Annotated in this window: 32 protein-coding genes; 24 read left to right on the plus strand and 8 right to left on the minus strand. The window is 60.4% G+C overall.

The annotated features are described in order from the left end of the window. Positions 1-117: 117 nt before the first annotated feature. The 6 genes from GGR43_RS19965 to GGR43_RS19990 form a co-directional block, all read right to left on the minus strand. Positions 118-465, minus strand: coding sequence for a thermonuclease family protein (locus tag GGR43_RS19965; RefSeq protein WP_188073573.1), 348 nt, complete (start codon positions 463-465; stop codon positions 118-120). Next, entirely contained in the window at positions 462-800 is a 339-nt protein-coding gene (locus tag GGR43_RS19970; RefSeq protein WP_188073574.1) for a MerR family transcriptional regulator, read from the minus strand. The genes GGR43_RS19965 and GGR43_RS19970 overlap by 4 nt, the downstream gene beginning before the upstream one ends. After that, positions 797-1,006 carry a hypothetical protein gene (locus GGR43_RS19975; protein WP_188073575.1) on the minus strand — a complete coding sequence of 70 codons (210 nt, stop codon included), beginning with the start codon at positions 1,004-1,006 and terminating at the stop codon, positions 797-799. The genes GGR43_RS19970 and GGR43_RS19975 overlap by 4 nt, the downstream gene beginning before the upstream one ends. A 155-nt stretch (positions 1,007-1,161) precedes the next feature. After that, a complete protein-coding gene (locus GGR43_RS19980; RefSeq protein WP_188073576.1) occupies positions 1,162-1,908 on the minus strand; it encodes a hypothetical protein in 747 nt (248 codons plus the stop codon). Next, entirely contained in the window at positions 1,908-2,405 is a 498-nt protein-coding gene (locus tag GGR43_RS19985; protein ID WP_223177537.1) for a hypothetical protein, read from the minus strand. Before GGR43_RS19985 ends, GGR43_RS19980 begins: the two co-directional genes overlap by 1 nt. 337 nt (positions 2,406-2,742) lie before the next feature. Next, positions 2,743-3,576, minus strand: a complete 834-nt coding sequence (locus GGR43_RS19990) for a LexA family protein (protein WP_223177538.1) — start codon at positions 3,574-3,576, stop codon at positions 2,743-2,745. 110 nt (positions 3,577-3,686) lie between these two features. Here GGR43_RS19990 and GGR43_RS20000 point away from each other — a divergent pair, with 110 nt between their 5' ends. The 24 genes from GGR43_RS20000 to GGR43_RS20115 all read left to right on the plus strand — a co-directional run bounded on the left by GGR43_RS20000 (position 3,687) and on the right by GGR43_RS20115 (position 16,545). Continuing rightward, complete coding sequence (locus GGR43_RS20000) at positions 3,687-4,004, plus strand: hypothetical protein (protein WP_188073579.1); 318 nt, start codon at positions 3,687-3,689, stop codon at positions 4,002-4,004. Between the two features lie 224 nt (positions 4,005-4,228). After that, positions 4,229-4,405 (plus strand): hypothetical protein, encoded by a 177-nt coding sequence (locus GGR43_RS20005; RefSeq protein ID WP_188073580.1) that lies wholly within the window; start codon positions 4,229-4,231, stop codon positions 4,403-4,405. Beyond that, positions 4,405-4,602 (plus strand): hypothetical protein, encoded by a 198-nt coding sequence (locus tag GGR43_RS20010; RefSeq protein ID WP_188073581.1) that lies wholly within the window; start codon positions 4,405-4,407, stop codon positions 4,600-4,602. The genes GGR43_RS20005 and GGR43_RS20010 overlap by 1 nt, the downstream gene beginning before the upstream one ends. Beyond that, on the plus strand, positions 4,599-4,808 hold the full coding sequence (locus GGR43_RS20015; protein WP_188073582.1) for a LexA family protein: 210 nt from the start codon (positions 4,599-4,601) through the stop codon (positions 4,806-4,808). Before GGR43_RS20010 ends, GGR43_RS20015 begins: the two co-directional genes overlap by 4 nt. 136 nt (positions 4,809-4,944) lie before the next feature. Then, complete coding sequence (locus tag GGR43_RS20020; protein ID WP_188073583.1) at positions 4,945-5,187, plus strand: DUF2312 domain-containing protein; 243 nt, start codon at positions 4,945-4,947, stop codon at positions 5,185-5,187. 49 nt (positions 5,188-5,236) lie between these two features. Beyond that, on the plus strand, positions 5,237-5,434 hold the full coding sequence (locus tag GGR43_RS20025; protein ID WP_188073309.1) for a hypothetical protein: 198 nt from the start codon (positions 5,237-5,239) through the stop codon (positions 5,432-5,434). A gap of 152 nt (positions 5,435-5,586) precedes the next feature. After that, positions 5,587-5,775: a RusA family crossover junction endodeoxyribonuclease gene (locus GGR43_RS23410; protein ID WP_223177539.1), complete on the plus strand. Its 189-nt coding sequence runs from the start codon at positions 5,587-5,589 to the stop codon at positions 5,773-5,775. Next, the gene (locus GGR43_RS20035; RefSeq protein WP_188073585.1) at positions 5,772-6,551 is read left to right on the plus strand and encodes a hypothetical protein; all 780 of its coding nucleotides are present in this window, start codon (positions 5,772-5,774) and stop codon (positions 6,549-6,551) included. The genes GGR43_RS23410 and GGR43_RS20035 overlap by 4 nt, the downstream gene beginning before the upstream one ends. Further along, on the plus strand, positions 6,544-6,951 hold the full coding sequence (locus GGR43_RS20040) for a hypothetical protein (RefSeq protein ID WP_188073586.1): 408 nt from the start codon (positions 6,544-6,546) through the stop codon (positions 6,949-6,951). The genes GGR43_RS20035 and GGR43_RS20040 overlap by 8 nt, the downstream gene beginning before the upstream one ends. After that, positions 6,951-7,484: a hypothetical protein gene (locus GGR43_RS20045; protein ID WP_188073587.1), complete on the plus strand. Its 534-nt coding sequence runs from the start codon at positions 6,951-6,953 to the stop codon at positions 7,482-7,484. Before GGR43_RS20040 ends, GGR43_RS20045 begins: the two co-directional genes overlap by 1 nt. Beyond that, positions 7,481-8,044, plus strand: coding sequence for a hypothetical protein (locus GGR43_RS20050; protein ID WP_188073588.1), 564 nt, complete (start codon positions 7,481-7,483; stop codon positions 8,042-8,044). Before GGR43_RS20045 ends, GGR43_RS20050 begins: the two co-directional genes overlap by 4 nt. Positions 8,045-8,142: 98 nt before the next feature. Continuing rightward, positions 8,143-8,460 carry an HNH endonuclease signature motif containing protein gene (locus tag GGR43_RS20055; RefSeq protein WP_188073589.1) on the plus strand — a complete coding sequence of 106 codons (318 nt, stop codon included), beginning with the start codon at positions 8,143-8,145 and terminating at the stop codon, positions 8,458-8,460. A gap of 115 nt (positions 8,461-8,575) precedes the next feature. Then, positions 8,576-9,043, plus strand: coding sequence for a hypothetical protein (locus tag GGR43_RS20060; RefSeq protein ID WP_223177540.1), 468 nt, complete (start codon positions 8,576-8,578; stop codon positions 9,041-9,043). Beyond that, complete coding sequence (locus GGR43_RS20065; protein WP_188073591.1) at positions 9,040-10,566, plus strand: terminase large subunit; 1,527 nt, start codon at positions 9,040-9,042, stop codon at positions 10,564-10,566. Before GGR43_RS20060 ends, GGR43_RS20065 begins: the two co-directional genes overlap by 4 nt. Then, complete coding sequence (locus GGR43_RS20070; RefSeq protein ID WP_188073592.1) at positions 10,563-11,816, plus strand: phage portal protein; 1,254 nt, start codon at positions 10,563-10,565, stop codon at positions 11,814-11,816. Before GGR43_RS20065 ends, GGR43_RS20070 begins: the two co-directional genes overlap by 4 nt. Then, positions 11,800-12,390 carry an HK97 family phage prohead protease gene (locus GGR43_RS20075; protein ID WP_188073645.1) on the plus strand — a complete coding sequence of 197 codons (591 nt, stop codon included), beginning with the start codon at positions 11,800-11,802 and terminating at the stop codon, positions 12,388-12,390. The genes GGR43_RS20070 and GGR43_RS20075 overlap by 17 nt, the downstream gene beginning before the upstream one ends. A 66-nt stretch (positions 12,391-12,456) precedes the next feature. Next, positions 12,457-13,719, plus strand: coding sequence for a phage major capsid protein (locus tag GGR43_RS20080; protein WP_188073593.1), 1,263 nt, complete (start codon positions 12,457-12,459; stop codon positions 13,717-13,719). A gap of 72 nt (positions 13,720-13,791) precedes the next feature. After that, the gene (locus GGR43_RS20085; protein WP_188073594.1) at positions 13,792-13,971 is read left to right on the plus strand and encodes a hypothetical protein; all 180 of its coding nucleotides are present in this window, start codon (positions 13,792-13,794) and stop codon (positions 13,969-13,971) included. Beyond that, positions 13,971-14,495, plus strand: a complete 525-nt coding sequence (locus tag GGR43_RS20090; RefSeq protein ID WP_188073595.1) for a head-tail connector protein — start codon at positions 13,971-13,973, stop codon at positions 14,493-14,495. Before GGR43_RS20085 ends, GGR43_RS20090 begins: the two co-directional genes overlap by 1 nt. Then, positions 14,492-14,818, plus strand: coding sequence for a phage head closure protein (locus tag GGR43_RS20095; RefSeq protein ID WP_188073596.1), 327 nt, complete (start codon positions 14,492-14,494; stop codon positions 14,816-14,818). The genes GGR43_RS20090 and GGR43_RS20095 overlap by 4 nt, the downstream gene beginning before the upstream one ends. Beyond that, positions 14,815-15,243 (plus strand): hypothetical protein, encoded by a 429-nt coding sequence (locus GGR43_RS20100; RefSeq protein WP_188073597.1) that lies wholly within the window; start codon positions 14,815-14,817, stop codon positions 15,241-15,243. Before GGR43_RS20095 ends, GGR43_RS20100 begins: the two co-directional genes overlap by 4 nt. A 4-nt stretch (positions 15,244-15,247) precedes the next feature. Further along, positions 15,248-15,664, plus strand: coding sequence for a DUF3168 domain-containing protein (locus tag GGR43_RS20105; RefSeq protein WP_188073598.1), 417 nt, complete (start codon positions 15,248-15,250; stop codon positions 15,662-15,664). A 3-nt stretch (positions 15,665-15,667) separates the two neighbouring features. Then, a complete protein-coding gene (locus GGR43_RS20110) occupies positions 15,668-16,129 on the plus strand; it encodes a phage tail protein (protein WP_188073599.1) in 462 nt (153 codons plus the stop codon). Continuing rightward, positions 16,129-16,545 carry a hypothetical protein gene (locus GGR43_RS20115; protein WP_188073600.1) on the plus strand — a complete coding sequence of 139 codons (417 nt, stop codon included), beginning with the start codon at positions 16,129-16,131 and terminating at the stop codon, positions 16,543-16,545. Before GGR43_RS20110 ends, GGR43_RS20115 begins: the two co-directional genes overlap by 1 nt. Here GGR43_RS20115 and GGR43_RS20120 read toward each other — a convergent pair. Next, on the minus strand, positions 16,542-16,850 hold the full coding sequence (locus tag GGR43_RS20120; protein ID WP_188073601.1) for a hypothetical protein: 309 nt from the start codon (positions 16,848-16,850) through the stop codon (positions 16,542-16,544). The genes GGR43_RS20115 and GGR43_RS20120 overlap by 4 nt on opposite strands. Continuing rightward, positions 16,807-17,070 (minus strand): hypothetical protein, encoded by a 264-nt coding sequence (locus tag GGR43_RS20125; protein WP_188073646.1) that lies wholly within the window; start codon positions 17,068-17,070, stop codon positions 16,807-16,809. The genes GGR43_RS20120 and GGR43_RS20125 overlap by 44 nt, the downstream gene beginning before the upstream one ends. Positions 17,071-17,130: the final 60 nt, after the last annotated feature.

Raw genomic sequence — 17,130 nt, forward strand, 5'->3', positions numbered from 1 at the left:
TCTCGGTCATGCACCTATCAATATGATAGGTACTAGCGCGGTGTCAATGAACAAAGCTTTAATGGCTGCTCCGAACTGGTACTGGCGAATTCGCGTGCTTGAGTTGGAGCGGCTAGATCAACACCCCCGCCCGCCCGTGTTCCATTTAGGAACATAAACCGCCATCTTGCGCCTTATCTGAACACAGGAGAGGTTCGCACCGTTCGCCCAGACATAGGCCAGTGTGCGCCCGTACCTGTCGCGGCCGTGGCGCTCGATCGTCAGGCGCTTGCCCTCGATCAGCTTGGCGAGGTGGCGCTTGCTGGCCTGACCATCCCCCGGCGCGCAGACGCGGCCCTTGCGGCAACCGTGGATCTCCGGGGCGTCGATACCGAGCAGGCGCACGCGTTCGGAGCCGCAGCGCAGCGTATCACCGTCGACAGCGTAACAGATCGGCGCCAGCGAAAGCAGGATGGGGAGGATCATTCAACCGGGACGATCAGCATCGGCCCCAGCACCAGCATGGCCCGCGCCAATGCCGCGCGCTTCAAGGACGGGTGCGGCAGCAGGATATCATCGACATTGACGGTGAGCGGCGCAAATGCCGCCCCATCGTCCAGATCATCCTGATCGCCGATGATGTCGTCCGCCGCCTGCTCGACCATCTCGAACAGGTCGGACAGGCGCTCGAACATCCATTGCTTGGCGGGGCGGTGTCCTGACGCGGCTTGCTTGATCGTGCCGACGCTCACGTCCAACAACTCTGCCGCGTCGGTGTGGCTCAGGCAGAGCGTCGAGAGGCAGGCGGAGAAGGCGGTCAACGATTGGCCTCCCACAGCGCGATGCCAGCGCGGTACAGTTCGAGCGTAGCGAGCGAGGATGGGCGCAAGTTGCCCTTGCCTTCCAGTTCCTTCACCGTCTTGCGAACCTGCCGGATACCAATGAAAGCGCGGCTACCGCCGTTGCTGATGAAAACCAGCTTGCCGTTTTCGATGACCGGGCGGGTTTCATTGTAGAAGTTGTCCATCTCAGCGTTCCTTTCGCTCTTGCAGTCGGCTAGTCCAACCGCGTTGATGACATATCTTTGTAACTTTTAGTTACGCATGTCAACAGGAAAATGCATTGCGCGAAATTATTTCAGCGCCGCGCGCGGGTGGCTCGTTCTAGGGCGGCCTTCATGCGTCAAGCTGCCAGCTTGTCGATCGCTTGCTTGGCAGAAGCGAACGGTAAAATAACTGCACCCGACATGTTCAGAAGGTTCAGGTCTGAGCTTTTCCATTCGACCCGATCGTCATAGACAATTTGCTGCACGATCTTGGGATCATGGGCCTTCGCTACGTCCAGATGCCGCACGACAGCCGAGCTGATGGCTGATTGGTCGGGAACGACTGCATCGAACAGCAGTTGCCTGTCATCACCAAGGCTGATCGAAAAATCAAAGGTATGCTTCTTGTTGCTGTGGCCGACAACCGCACGATCATGCGCCCATCGCTTAGGATATTCGTGCTCCAGCAAATCCTGCACGGCTTCCTTGAATTTCTTGCGGACAACAGGCTTCCAGCGATGCAGGAGATGATCGGAAGACTCGCGGGCGGCGTTGGCAACAACGGCGATTGTCGCCGCCAATTGCGGCAAGGTCACGCGTGGGGAGCTGATGACGCCGGTTCCCTTGTGAACATTCAACCCTCGGTCGCGAAGGAGCGAAGCCACCATCTTTGGTGCAGTTTTCAGATCGGCCCCGGCATCCTCGAATATGCGGATCGCAGCCCCATCGTCATGGACGACAAAGGAGTCATTGCCGCCCTCGACTACCACATGGATAATCTCTCCGCCGGACGTAATGCATTGCGTGGGCACGACAACGCGGGCGCCGAACGCCTTTGGAGCAGGCCAGCCTGCAAGCGCAGATTTTACCGTCTCGATCAGCATCACAACAACCTGTCTGGCAGCGGCAATATAGGCATTTGACCGTTTCCAATTTGTATATTCGTCTGGGTGCAAAACCACTCAAAGCAGGCGTTGAAATCGGTCAGTTCCGCCGGGAGAAAGTTCGCATATTTTAGATTCTTCGGCAATGCCGCATTGAGCGAAGCCGGTCGATTTTCTGCCCAAGGGTGATAATGCGGGGTATCGAAAGGGCCAAAAGGCAGGTGCGCCGGGCGGCTTAGCGGGTTCAGGTGGCCAGTGTCGGTTGCGTGGCAAATGCGCCAGACGCAGACCCCGTAGACAAGCATGATCGTGAATTTCAATTCCTCGTGATTGGGGAACGCCTTGATCACAATCCGCATATACGTGAGTTGACCACCCGCTGTCAGGGCCATCTCCGCTCGGCGTTCGTTATGCCGGTGATTGTCGGTCCACTCCCAAGTGCCAGCCATGACCTTCGTGGCGGCCAAGAGGGCATCAACTTCCTCGCATTGGCTCACCAAAAATCCCCCGCTTCATAGCCCCCCACCCCAATTTGACTACTATCTGGTCCCATTCCTCGTCCCGATTCGCAACAACAATCTGTGGATAACCCGAACCGGCCCGTTGCCTTTTGTTCCTCATTTGTTCCAATATCACTATGTCGATTCGCGGAGGGGGCATGCGGGAACAGGCACGCTATCGAGCAACATGTTTCGGTCGGGCAATCGGGCCTTGGCGATCGTCACGCGAGCGGGCGCGAGATGATCTTATTGCTGAAGATTTGGGCGATTATGACGAATGGGGAAATTTCTTCATCACCGTGCCGGGTGACATTGAATGTCGGTATGAGCGGGCTCAATCCAAGGCGGCCTGATCCGGGCGAGTAACAATAAGAACTACCCGCCCGACGATCGTGAAATCGCTGCTCGTAATCGGAATAACCTGATGCTCTGGATTTTTCGAGCACGGAACGAGGCGCGCCGGACCTTCTCTATATTGCTTGAATGTGACCTCGCCATCGCCATTCCGAACCACAAACAGGCGCTTGTCGAACAAATCCAAATCTTCTGGGTCAATGACAATCGTATCGCCATCATTGGCCAGTTTGTCCATTGAATCGCCCTTCACCTTTAGGGCGTAAGCGCTCTTTGGAGTATCGGAGATAGGGGTGGGAATCGACCGTCTCGACTTGGTAAGCGCCTCTCGCCACGGCCCGGCAGGAACATCGCCAAGCAGCGGGATATGTCGCACATCTTCCCTTTCCTCGCGTCGTTCGGTTGTCGCCGTCCCATCCAAAATGTCTCCGATGGCGACACCATAATGGGCGCAAATGACATTGAGAGATCGCGTTGATATCCCCTTCGCGCCTTCTGCCAGCATGTCACGGATGGCGGTTTCCCCCAACCCTAGCTTTTGAGCAAGCGGCTTGGGCTTGTCGCCCTTTTCTTCCATGAGGCGGCGAATTGCCTTCTGGGCATTCCGAATCGGGAATTCTGCTTTTGCCATGTGTGCCCTATCACACATGGTGAGCCCATCGGAGGATAGGTGTTCTTTCACACCTTGACGGTGTGATTTATCACACTTATAAACCTTCGCATGGCTGAAATTGTTCGAGACATTGAGCACTTCATTTCCTCCAACGGAATGGGGGCTGCGACATTTGGTGAGATGGCGATGAATGATCGCCATCTTGTCCGGCAGCTTCGCAATGGCCGCCGCCTCTGGCCCGAAACCGAGGCCAAAATCCGCGACTTCATGGCCCGATACGAAGCGCCCTCCCCCCACCGGGAGAGCGCGGGATGAGCGTGTGGCGCGTGGGTATGGAAGCCGTGTGTATTCACGATGGTCTTTGGCGATCCACAATCACCGGCGAAATATATCAGTCCATCGTCGAGAAGGGTGATGTGTTCATCGTCGCTCGTGTGATGAAGCGCCCCCGCGATCAGACCAGTTTGTGGAAGCGGACCTTCGGCAAGAAGGCGATCTATCTGGCCTTTAAAGCTTTCCCGGACACATGGTTCGAGGCCGTCGCCTTCCGCCCTGCTCAGCGCAGCAACAGCGAGATCATCGCGCGCATCAAAGCGTGCCGCCCCGCTCGCAAGCCGGTGGAGGCTTAGATGACCTGCCGCGCCTGCGCCTCCTCGGCTTACCTCTGCGACTGCAACCAGCTGGGCATAATCCCCCCGCCCGCGCGTAACGGGGCCGATACGTTCACCCCTGTTGGCATCGGCCCCGACCGTTCTCCGAATCGTCATGGCGCGCGCCGTACCACGCGGCCTTTTTTGCGGCCAAGCGCGCTAACCAAATCCGTTAATCCCATTTCGAAACAGGAGGTTAGCCAATGATCTTCGCTGTTATCTTCGTCGTGCTCATTCTCGGCGCTCTTGCTGGTCTGTGTGCGGGTTCACTGCTTGCCGGTGCAAAGCTCACCGAACTGGTGGAGGAGAACGTGGAACTGCGCGCTTCTCTGCCGGAGCGCGATGCTCGTGGGCGGTTCGTGTCGCGGAAGGCGGCGTAATGGCGAACCCTCATGCTAAAAAGCTGACTGAGGAGCAGGCTCGCGCGGTATTTGCGCGCTATGGCAATCCTGCGCCTGCCGGTTTTCGGAAGCCATCCTACAAAATGATTGGCAAGGAATTCGGCATCAGCGCCGTGATGGTCCACAAGATTGTTACGGGAAAAAGCTGGCGCGCTGCAATTGGTACCCCATCATGATGGGCCTCACCCCTCGCCAGTCCGAGCTGCTGGAGTTCATCCGCTCGACCTGGGAGAAATCCGGACGTGCGCCGCTGATCCACGAGATGATGGATCATCAGGACACCCGATCGATCAACAGCATTCAGCGCCGCCTGAGGGCGCTCGAAGCGCGTGGCCTGATCGAATGGGCCGGGCGCGGCTGGGGATGGAGGATACCGGAATGATGCAGCCTATCCTCGACCTATCCCCCTTCCTCGCCCCGACCAGCGTTCAGGGCTGGTGCGACGTTCTCAAGGCCCGCTCGACCGCCGCACGGCGCGGAGTGGCGCGGCGGACATCTTCACAACGAAAGGAAATCCAATGAGCGAAGGAAATGTTTCCGCTGAACGGTTGCGTCTGTTCATTGAGCGCATCATGCGGCTGGAAGAGGAAAAGAAGGGCGTAAGCGACGACATCAAGGATGTCTATCTGGAAGCCAAATCGACCGGCTACGACACAAAAACCATGCGCGCCATAGTCCGCCTGATGAAGCTGGCCCCGCATGATCGGCAAGAGGCCGAGGCACTGCTGGAAACCTACAAGAACGCGCTCGGCATCGACTGACCTGACCGGAGAGCGGGCCTCATGTCCGCTCCGAGGATCAGATCAGATCATGAGCGACAAGATGCAGGCAGATTTTCAACCTTGGCACGGCGACCGCCCTTTTCGGGGCGACAAGCTGTTGCGCGTGAAATTTCGCAACGGGCGCGTGTCGAAGGACGCGCTTCCGGCCTCGAAGTGGCGCGGGAAATGGGGAGAGCCTTTTCCTGACGGATGGGATTTTGATGTGGTGGGGGTGCAGCCGCAATGAGTCACATCCTCCTCCCGTGGCCCCCGCGCGTCGTCCACCCCAACCATCGCGGCCATTGGTCGCCAAAGGCCCGCGCGACGAAGCGCATGCGTCAGGATGCAGCATGGGCGGCGAAGTCGTCTGGCCTGACAGCGCCTGACGGTCCTCTGCATGTGGCCCTGACCTTCTATCCGCCCGATAAGCGCAGGCGCGACCTCGACGGCTGCATATCGGCCTGCAAGGCTTATCTGGACGGGTTGGCCGATGCGCTCGGTGTCGATGACAGCCGGTTCACCTTGTCGGCCAAGATGTCGGCCATTTGCGCGCATGGCGGGGAAGTGAAGGTCGAGGTGCGGGGATGAGCGGCTGGCTACGCCTCTGGCATGATATGCCCACCGATCCCAAATGGCGGACGATCGCGCGCAAATCAGGCCAGCGCATCGGCGATGTGATCGCCGTATTCAATTTCATTCTTGTCAACGCCAGCGAGAACGCAGCGGAACGCGGAGCGCTTTCTGCGTTCGATATTGAGGACGTTGCGAGCGCTTTAGACCTCGATGACAAGGACGTTCAGGCAATTATCGACGCCATGCAGGGGAAAGTCCTTGATGGCGACCGCCTTGCTGGATGGGATAAGAGGCAGCCGAAACGCGAGGATTCTACGGCTTCCGAGCGCAAAAAGGCATGGAAAGAACGCCAGAAGAACGCAGCGGAACGCAGCGGAACGCAAGGTAACGCACCAGATACAGATACAGATACAGATACAGATACAGAGTATCTGGAAGCTAAAGCTTCCTGTGCATCTGGCGAAGCACGCGAACCGGAAAATCCTGAATTTCAGTTGGAAGCTGAGCAGCAGACCGTCGATCGCCTCAAGCCTGAGCACTTTGTCGAGGCGTGGAATGACCTAGCTGGTCGCATCGCCAAGCCGAAAATCCGCGCGCTCACCCCAGAGCGGCGAACCCGGCTGAAAGCCAGAATTGCTGGATATTCGCTGGATGAGTTCCGGGAAGTGCTTGGGAACATAGAAAATTCCGCTTTTCTTCGTGGCGATAAGGGGTGGAGCGGCTGCACCTTCGACTGGGTGACGAAAAAGAACAATTTTCAGAAGATTCTGGAGGGCAATTACAATGCTTAACCCACTGAAAACAGGTGGCAACGGCAGTCGTAGCGGCGCAGGCGTGATAGATATTCGCGCCGGGGATCGCAGCTTTACGGTTGTTCGAACCGGCCGCGAATATTCGCAGGATTGGGCCGATGCGCTGAACGCAGCGAAAGCTCGTGATGATGTCGAGTGGGCAGTCGATACCAGCGGCAATGTCCGTCTGCGCGATGTGAAGGTGGTGACGCCGTTCGAGCAGTTCATGCATCGGGCCAAACTGCGCGTCCTTTCGCCCGACGAACTGCGCAATGCCAGTTTTCATTGGAAAAACATCGCGGTCGAGCGTGGTTATCTGCGCCATCTCGGAGACCATCGCTACGAGGTCCGGTATGAACCAAAGCGCGATTACGACGAAATGCAGGAGGCTGCGGCATAATGGCCAAAAAAAAACGGGGGAAAGCGCGGGCCAAAAAACTCGCGGCGCTGGACGGAAAAATCCGCCCGACCGATGAACAGCAGCAGCGAGGCCAGTTCGTAACCGCTGGCGCCTCTGTCCGCCGCGTCCCGGTCATCGAGACGCTGCACAAGACCGGGAGGCTGTCCGAGGACGAATATCGCGCGCTGGGCTATTACCGGGATCAGGCCAGCCTCGCGGACAGGTCTCCCACGCGGTCCTGTCTGGACGAGCATATCGGCGGTGGTCAGGGCCACGGACCCGGCGCTGCGGTCATATCGGCGATGCTGGAGACGGCCCGGATGGAGCGTGATCTGGGTAGCCTGCGCGACATAGCCCGCGCTGTCGCTGTCGATGACATGAGCCTCAGCCAGTGGTGCATCAGCCAGTATGGAGGCCGGGAGCGCTACAACGGCAAGGGCGAGTTCGTGGCGATGGTGCCGAATTTTGAAAGGAAAGCGATGAAGGTGGCGATCCTTGATATTCGGATGGCGGCGAGGAGGATTGTGCGATGACGATCTATGGTCGCCAGTCCGCTTGGAAAGGACTGGTCCCGTTCTTCGAGGCCGGGAAATTCTGCGCTCGCGCCACCTGTGAGACGTGTGGCGGTCATAACACCTGGAGGTCCGAACGCGGCGGCGATCCGTCCATATCCGTAAAGCGCGCCCGCCAGTCAGGGTGGAGGCTTGGGCGGATCACGTGTCCTGATTGCGTGGCAAAAGCGAAGGAGAAGAAAGTGAACACGAAGGCAAACGTCACACCGATAAAGGCTGATACCCAGATCCCCAGCCCAGACGCCCGCCAGAAGCGGCGAGACGCTCATGAGCTTATCGCATTGGCGTTCGACTTGGCTAATGGGATCTACAAGGATGGGTACTCTGACGCGCGCATCGCCAAGGAAACCGGGCTGTCGGAAGATTGGGTAGCCAAGCGCCGTGAAGATGAGTTCGGCCCACTGAAGGAGCCGGATGAATTGGCAGCGCTGCGGGCTGAACTGGTCGGTGCCGCGCAAACGATTGCGCAGGTGCAGGCCAAGTTCGAGGCGCTGAGCAAAAAGATGGGATGGGCCGCTTGACAGCTTGCGGTAAATATCGCAACACATAGCCATCGTGTCGAATTGCGACTTCAAAGGCTGGCCCTAACGGGCTGGCCTTTTTGCGTTGGAGGTGGATCGTGCGGAGGCGGCCATCTGTTCAGGTCCAGCCTCAACGTGTCGAGAGACTGCGTGGGCGCAAGGCTGTCGAGCAGAGGAAGCGCAGGCTGCAAGCGGAGCCGCTCTGCCGGGACTGCAAGGCCAAGGGCATCATCAGGGCCTCGACCGTGCCCGACCATATCAAACCGCTCGCATTGGGCGGCACGGACGAGGACAGCAACATTAGGTGCCTATGTGGCCCCTGCCATGAGGCACGGACCGCCGAGCAGTTCGGGCATCGGCAAAAGGCCCGGATCGGACCTGATGGATGGCCTGTTGTTGAGAGCCGGTCGCAATAATGGGAGGGGGTGGGTCAAAGTTGGAGGCCTTCCGGACGGGAAACCGGCGCCTCCCCTCCGAACCATTGCTAACACAGTTTTTCGGTCGCGCGCGGGCGCGCAGTGAGGTGGCTTGATGGCTCGAAAGCAGCGCGTCGACAGCACCACTGCGAAGGTCGCGATCATGACCAAGGCGGCGCTTGATTTGCAGCCCCCGGCGCATGTGCGGATGGACGACGAGGACCACCCTTATTGGGCGTCGGTGCTGGCGGAGTTCGCCCGGTCTGAGTGGACGAACCACCAGCTCGAACTGGCGGCGATGCTGGCGCGGACAATGGCCGACATGGAGCGTGAACAGTATCTGCTGCGTCAGGAGGGTTCGGTGATGGCGACGGAGAAAGGCACACCGGTCGTCAACCCGCGCAAGGCCATCGTCCAGATGCACGCAGGCACGATCCTGTCGATGCGCAAGAGCCTGAGCCTCCATGCTCGCGCCCAGCAGGGTGAGGCGCGCGATGTGGCGAAGCGGCGGGCGCAGGCGAAGGAAACCGAGGCGGGCAATCCGCTCGACGATGATCTGCTGGCGAGGCCTTCAGTCCAATGACGCGCGGCGAGAAGGTTATAGCCTTCATCGAACGATATTGCGTCGTGCCGGAGGGCAAGTTGGTCGGGCGCCCATTGCGCCTGGAGCCGTTCCAGAAGGACTTCATCCGGGCGGTATACGACAACGAGGCGGGGACACGGCGGGCGATCCTGTCGATCGCGCGGAAGAACGGAAAATCCGGCCTGATTGCCGCGCTCATCCTGGCGCATCTGGTTGGTCCTGAAGCTCGGTTGAATGCTCAGATTGTCAGCGGTGCCCGCTCGCGTGATCAGGCGGCGGTGGTATTCGGCCTCGCCAGCAAGATGGTGATGCAGAGTCCCGCCCTGTCGAAGATTGTCCGCATCGTCCCGTCGAACAAGCGGCTGATCGGCCTGACGATGAATACAGAGTACAAGGCGCTGGCGGCGGAAGGGAAAACCGCGCACGGCCTCAGCCCGGTTGTTGTGGTCCTGGACGAACTGGGACAGGTGCGCGGACCTTATGATGCTTTTGTGGAGGCGCTGGAAACCGCGCAGGGCGCGTATGATGATGGCCTGCAACTAGTAATTTCCACGCAGGCCCCGACTGACGCGGATATGCTGTCGATCTGGATAGATTCCGCGATCAGAACCGAGGACAAGAACACGATCTGCCACGTTTACGAGGCGGACAAGGAAGCTGATTTCATGGATCGGAAGGCATGGGCGGCGGCCAATCCGGCCCTCGGCTCATTCCGGTCCGATGTCGAGATGGAGCAGGCGGCGACACGCGCGACGCAGATGCCATCATTCGAGAACAGTTTCCGCAACCTGTATTTCAACCAGCGCGTCAACGTGGTGCAGGCGTTCGTGTCGCCGTCGGTCTGGAAACGCGGCAATCTGCCGGTCGATGACGAGGTATTCCTGCGAGGCCCTGTCTATGGCGGCCTCGATCTGTCGGCCACAACCGACCTTACCGCCTTCGTTCTGACGGCGCGGGATGGTGATGGCGTCCTGCATGTCCGCCCTTATTTCTGGATGCCGCAAAACAAGATCGCGGAAGCCACCAATCGGGACAAGGCACCCTATGATATCTGGGTGCGCGAAGGGCTGCTGCGCACGACGCCGGGGCAGGTCATCGATTATGCGTTCGTCGCGCGTGATATCGGCGTTCTGACGGCCGATCTGCCGATCGCGAAGATCGGCTTCGACCGCTGGCGGATGGACCGAATGCAGAGCGCTCTCGACGCTGCGGAGGTGATGCTGCCTCTTGAGGCGTTCGGACAGGGGTTCGTGAGCATGTCCCCAGCGCTCGATGCACTGGAGGCGGATCTATTGCAGAGCCGCCTGCTGCACGGCGGGCACCCGGTGCTTGCTCACTGTGCGCACAACGCGATTGCGGTGACGGACCCGGCTGAGAACCGGAAATTGGACAAGTCGAAAGCAACCGGCCGCATCGATGGGATGGTAGCGCTGGCGATGGCCGAAGGAGTTGAGGCGATGTACCAGGAAGCGCCCAGCTTTTCGCCGTGGGATGATCCCGATTTTTCATTGGTGCCGGCATGAGATTGTGGCCCTTCTCCCGCAGCACGGAAACGCGCAGCGCGAGCATAGAAAACCCGACCGTGCCGGTGAGCGCGGCGAACTTCCTGTCGTTCTTCGGCGTGCAGTCGGGCAATCTGCCGGTGGTGACGATCGACAGCGCGCTCACCGTGCCTGCGGTCTCGGCCGCCGTGACCTTTCTGGCGTCGAGCCTCGCCAATCTGCCGCTGCATGCCTACCGGGCTACAAAGGACAGCGGGGAGCGGACGGGCGGCACCCTGCAACGCATTCTGAACGAAGCGCCGAACGACGAATGGTCATCCTTCGGCTGGCGCAAATATTTCTGGTCGCAGGTCTTTACCGGCGGGCGCGCGTTCTCGTGGATTGAGCGCGCGGGGAACACGGTCATCGGCATCTGGCCGATGGACCCGGCGTCCACGCAGGTTAAACTGGTCAATGGCCGCCGCGTCTACACCTTCGGCGGGGTGAAGGACTATCCGGCGGCGGACGTGATTGACGTTCCGTTCCTGCTTAAGCGCGATCAGCTATCCTCCTATAGCCCGATCGTCATGGGCGCGAAGGCGATCCAGCTCGCGCTGGCGATGAACGACTATGGCAGCAATTTCTTCGCGGGCGGCGGGGTGCCGCCCCTGTCCCTGACTGGCCCCTTGCCGACCGGCCCCGATGCGATGAAGCGCGCCCAGGGCGACATCATGCGGTCGATATCGACGGCGCGAGAGAGCGACAGCCCGATCTTCCCGATCCCGCCGGGCTATGAGCTGAAACAGGTCGGTTTCGATCCGGACAAGGGCCAGATGACCGAGGCCCGGCTGTTCCAGATACAGGAGATTGCGCGGGTCTATAATATCCCGCCCGTGTTCCTTCAGGACTTGAGCCGGGGGACCTTCGCGAATGTCGAGCAGCAGGATTTGCACCTGATCAAGCACCTTATCGCACAGTGGGCGAAGGCCTTCGAGGATGAATTGAACCTCAAGCTTTTCGGGGCCGCGAACAACCGTCGCTATGTTGAGCATTCGCTGGATGGCCTGATGCGCGGTGATTTCCTTGGGCGGATGCAGGCGATGGCAATGGGTGTGCAGAATGGGCTCTTGATGCCGGATGAAGCGCGCGCGCTCGACAACCGGCCCGCCGATCCCTCAGGCAACGGGGCGCGGCTCTACATGCAGGGCGCAATGGCGCCGCTTGGCACGAACACCTATGGCGACCAGACGGACGCCGCCAATAATGGAGGCGTTGATGACGCTGGAAACTGAGCGTCGCTCGCTGGTTCTGCCGGTCGAACGGCGCGCCGATGGCGACGGCAAAGGCAACACGGTCGCGGGCTATGCGGTCGTTTTCGACAGCGAGGCGGATATTGGCGGATATTTCCGCGAGAAGGTCGCGCGGGGAGCCTTCACCGAGTCGCTCAAGACCTCTGACGTTCTCGCCTATTTCGATCATGACCGGGGGCGCGTGCTGGGCCGGTCCAGCGCTGGCACGCTCCGCCTCACGGAGGACGACAAAGGGCTGGCGGTGGAGATCGACCTGCCAGACACCACCGATGGCCGCGATGTGCGCGAGCTTATCGACCGGGGCGACATTTCCGGGATGAGCTTCGGCTTTATCGTGACCCGACAGGAATGGGACGAAACCGTCGATCCCCCCACCCGCACCATCCACGCGGTTGAATTGCGCGAGGTCAGCATCGTTTCTGAACCGGCATACGGAGATACGTCCATCGCCTTGCGTTCGCGTGATGCCGCGCGTCAGGAGCAGCGCGAACACCCGGCCAAGCGCCGCGTTGATGCGCGCCGCGCCGCGATGGAACAGCGTTTCCGCCGCATCTGATTCCCCGGCGACCGCCGGAGGCCGTGAGGGGCTGAAAACCTCGCCATCACATGAGGAGTGAAAACCATGAGCCTTGCAGATTTGCAGGAAAAGCGCGGTCGTCTTGTTACCGAGGCCCGCGCCGCCCTTGAGGAAATCAAGAGCAACACCGACGAAAGCCGCGCTGCCGAACTGGAACAGCGTCATGACGCGATCATGGCCGAGTTCGACCAGGTGGAGGCGAACATTGCGCGCGAAGAGCGTGTCGCCGCCGCCGAAGCCCGCGCTGCCGAGGCCCGCGAGCGCAACCGCCCCCACCAGCCCAATGGCGAAGCGCGCGGACAGGATCAGGGCGAGACGGTCGAGTATCGCACCGCCTTCGCCAAGGCGCTGTGCGGCCCGCTTGAGGACCTGACGGCGGAAGAGCGCGCCGTCCTGCAACAGGGGCGCGCCGAGTTCCGCGCTCAGACGGCAGGGACCACGACAGCGGGCGGCTTCACCGTCCCGACCGAACTGGCGAACCAGATCATCAAGTCGATGCTGGCCTATGGTCCGATGTATGACCCCGGCGTCACCACCGAGATGGTGACGGCCAGCGGCAATCCGATCAAAATCCCCACCGTCGATGATACGGCCGTGACTGCGGAAAAGCACACCGAGGCCACCGCGCTGACCGATGACGGCGGCAAGGACGTGACCTTCGGCCAGAAGTCGCTCGATGCCTATGCCTACGACACCGAGTTCGTCCGCTGGTCGTGGGAGCTGGATCAGGACAGCATCTTCAATATGGAGGCGCTGCTGGGCCAGCTGCTGGGCGAGCGTCTTGGTCGCATCGCCAACCGCGAACTGACCATCGGCGACGGGACTGGCGATCCGAACGGGATTGTCACGGCTTCTTCGCTGGGTGTCACCACCGCGTCGGCCACCGCCGTTACGGCGGACGAGTTGCTGGACCTGATCCACTCGGTAGATCCGGCCTACCGGATCGGCCCGAAGGTCGGCTTCATGTTCAACGACAGCACGCTGAAGGCGATCCGCAAGCTGAAGGACGGGCAGGGTAATTTCCTCTGGCAGATGGGCGACGTTCAGAAGGGCGTTCCCGGCAGCCTGCTGGGCTATAATTACCACATCAATCAGGCTATGGGTTCCATCCCCGCCGCTGCCGCCGCCACCCGCGTCGCGCTGTTCGGCGATTTCGGCAAATATTTCGTCCGGAAGGTCGGTTCGCCGGTCATCGGCGTGTTGCGCGAACGCTTCTGGCCCGACATGGGAATCGCCGGTCTGATCCGCTTCGATGGTGAATTGGGCGATACCGCCGCCGTCAAGCACATGATCACGAAAGCTACCTGATCAGGGAGGGCGGGGTTAGCCCCCCGCCCTTTTCTTGAATGGCGTGCGCGCCCTTCCAGAAAGGAGCATCCCATGAAGGTAAAGATGTTGGTGAGCGTTGCGGGTGCCGATTATGCGCTGGCGCCGGGCGATGAACATGAATTCTCGGCAGCCGAAGCGAAGAATATGATTGAGGCAGGTTATGCCGTGCCCGTTGCCGCCGAAAAGCCGGAAACCGCCGCCAAGAAAACCCTCGCGAAAGAAACGCGCTGATGTGGTTCCCAGCCCCGGATGCCGAACCAGTCACACTGGACGAGGCGAAAGCGCAGTTGCGCATCCTCGAAACCGATCAGGACGCGTTGATTTCGCGCCTGATCAGTGCGGCGCGGGCCTATTGCGAGGCCTATACCGGGCAACTGTTCGCCTCGCGCGACCTTGAGCTTGCCTCGGAGAGTTTCGCGGGTTTGGAGCGCCTGCCGGTTGCTCCGGTCACTGCCGTGACATCGATCGGCTATGTTGATAGCGCAGGCGAGGCCCAGACGCTTGACGCCTCGGTCTATGAGGTTCGGCTGAACGAATATCCGGCCTCGATTGTGCTGGCTCCCGGCCAGTCGTGGCCTGCCACGCAGAGCGGATCGCGCATTGCGGTGAATGTCACCGCCGGGCGCGCGCCGGAAGATGTGAAGCACGCAATCCTGCTGCACGTCGCAGAGAGCTTCGAGCGGGCCGAGAACGTCCCGGCGGAACGCTGGACGGCAGTTGACTGCCTGCTGGCCAACCACCGGGTGTATTTATGAAAGCGGGGCCGCGTAATCGCCGGATCAAGTTCGAGCGGTTCACCGAAACGCGCGACGCCTATAACGAGCCGGTCAAGGTATGGTCCGAGCATTGCAGGGAATGGGCCGCCGTCTATTTCGGCAGCGGGTCCGAGCAGCGCGAGGCCGCGCAGACGCAGGGGGCGCAGGCGGCCAGCTTTGAGGTGCTGTCGAACAGCAAGACGCGGGCAGTCACGGTGATGGACCGCATCCTGTTTGACGGCGGCGTATGGGACATCCGATCGATCGCGCCGATTGGCCTCAACCGAGGCGTGAAATTCAACGCTGTGCGGGCGGTGCCGTGATGGCGAGGAAATCGGGTCGGATCGAAGGCTTTCGTGAAGCCTCGCGGCAACTGAACACCATGAGCAAGGCCATGGCGCGGAGCATCGGCAAGCGTTCGCTGGCGTTCCCCGCCGAAATATTGGCACGCGCGGTTCGGGCGAATGTCGTTCCGCACAACCTCACCGGTGAAACCTATGAGAGTGTCGATGTCGAACCGGCCAAGCAGAAGCGCGGCGTCGCCGTTCAGGTCGTGCTCGCGGATATAGCCGGCGTTCAGTTGGAGTTCGGCAATGAGGACCAAATAGCGACGCCGGTTTTTCGTCCCGCCATCGATGCGAAGATGCGGGAAATGCAGGATGTTTTCGCCATTGCCCTTACCAGCGAGATCGATGACGGGGTAATCCGCAAAGCGAAGCGCGACGCCCGCAGGGCGGCGAAGGGATAGCATCATGGATTTTCAGGCCGGGCTGCTGGCCCGATTGCTTGCGGACCCGGCGGTCAGCGGCATTGCCGGAACGCGCGTCCACTGGCTGGATCGCCCGCAGGCCGAGGCTCTGCCCGCGATCAGCTTGCAGGTCATCAGCGACCCGCGTCCTCAGCATCTAAAGGGGTTCGATGGCGCGCGCGATACGACCGTGCAGGTCGATTGCTGGGCCGCCAGCTATGGCGAGGCGCTGGCGCTGGCCCGCGCCAGCATAGCTGCGCTTGCCCCACCGGCAACGATTTCGGGGAAGCGCTTCGGAGGCACGCAGGTCATCGGCCAGCGCGACCTTGGCGAGACGGTCGGCGGCGTCGGTTCTCGCTCAGGCGGAACATTCATCCACCGACAATCGGTGGATTTTCTTGTACGTCATATAGGAGATTGAAAAATGGCAGAAACGCAGGAAGCCACTGTCGGCTATATGGGGGAGGTCTGGCTGCATGACGGCACTTCCCTCTATGAACTTAATCAGGTGAAATCATTTCAAGTGCCGGGCGGCGGCCAGCGCGAGCAGGTGGAAACCACACATCTGAAATCACCGGGGTGGCGGCGCGAATATCTGTCCACCTTCTACGAGGACAGCGAATTCGAGGTTGTGCTGAACAGCCGCCCCATGTCGACCACGGACACGCTGCTCGAAACGGCCAGCAAGGCGGACGATGTTCGCGCGATGAAGGTTGTGCTGCCGGAGAATGGCGAGCCGGTGGCGCAGATCGAACTGACCGCCAAGTGCATCGGCTATGATCGCGGTGAAGTTACCCCCGATGGGGTGCTGGAAGCGACCGCGACTTTCCGCGTCGTCACCATCGAGGATATCGACGAATATGTCGCTCCCGGAGGAGGCGGCTGATGCCGAACATCCATAAGGGGGAGGCCTCTTTCACGACATCCGATGGAGAAACCTACCATCTGGTGATGGACTTCAACGCCTTCGCGATCGCGGAGGATGCGGCCGACATGGACCTGAACTCGCTGCTGAGGGCGGTGTCGCCGGACGTCGATCCCGCTACCGGAAAAGTTGTCCGGCAGCCTCGCATCAAGCATTTGGGAGCACTGCTCCATGGTGCGCTTCAGGCGCGCCATCCGGGCATCACCCACCGTCAGGCCATCAACCTGCTGGGTTCCGGTGAGGAAGTCGGAGCCGCGATCGCCAAGGCCCTTTCCGGCGCAATGCTGAAGGATGGCACCGAGAGTGCGGAGGGAAAGGCTCCGGCGGCGCCTGGGACTGGGACGAAGCCCAAGAAAGCTGGGCGCAGTCAGGACTAGACCCTGACGCCTTCTGGCGTCAGACGTTCCGATCCTACCACAATGTCCTGCGCGGTCGGCTGCGTGGCGAGCGGGAGCGCATCGTCACGCTGGCCCACCAGATCGAAGCGATGGCCCGCCAGAAGCATCTGCGAAAACTGTCGGCCTATCTGCCGCAGGAAAAGAAGCAGGGCGACGGGGCCGCATCGGTTCTGGCGATGCTGCGGCGGTTCAAGAAGCGGCAGGATGAAAAAAGGGGCGGAACATAGCCGCCCCTTAATCTCATTTTTCTTCTTTAATACCGACGCATTGCTTCCAGATGCCACCTATAGTCCCGAATTCCTTACGGTATTCGATACGGCTTCCTGTTCCTTCCGGGAAAACAGAAAAAGCCAGAGAGACGCCGCCGTAACCATTTTTGATGAGTACAACACGCGATCCATCGTCACGAGGCATCGGCGCGGTATTGTTCTTGTTCGCCAAGCAGAATGCTACTTCATCAGCGCTTTTCGGCGAGTGGAAAACTTCTGTAGGTGCTTTGCTCAACACCTTCTGAGTCGACGCGCACCCCTGAAGCGCAAGTCCGGCAACCGCTAAAAGTAAAAC

Source organism: Sphingobium jiangsuense, from assembly GCF_014196495.1.
GTDB classification, from domain to species: Bacteria; Pseudomonadota; Alphaproteobacteria; order Sphingomonadales; family Sphingomonadaceae; genus Sphingobium; species Sphingobium jiangsuense.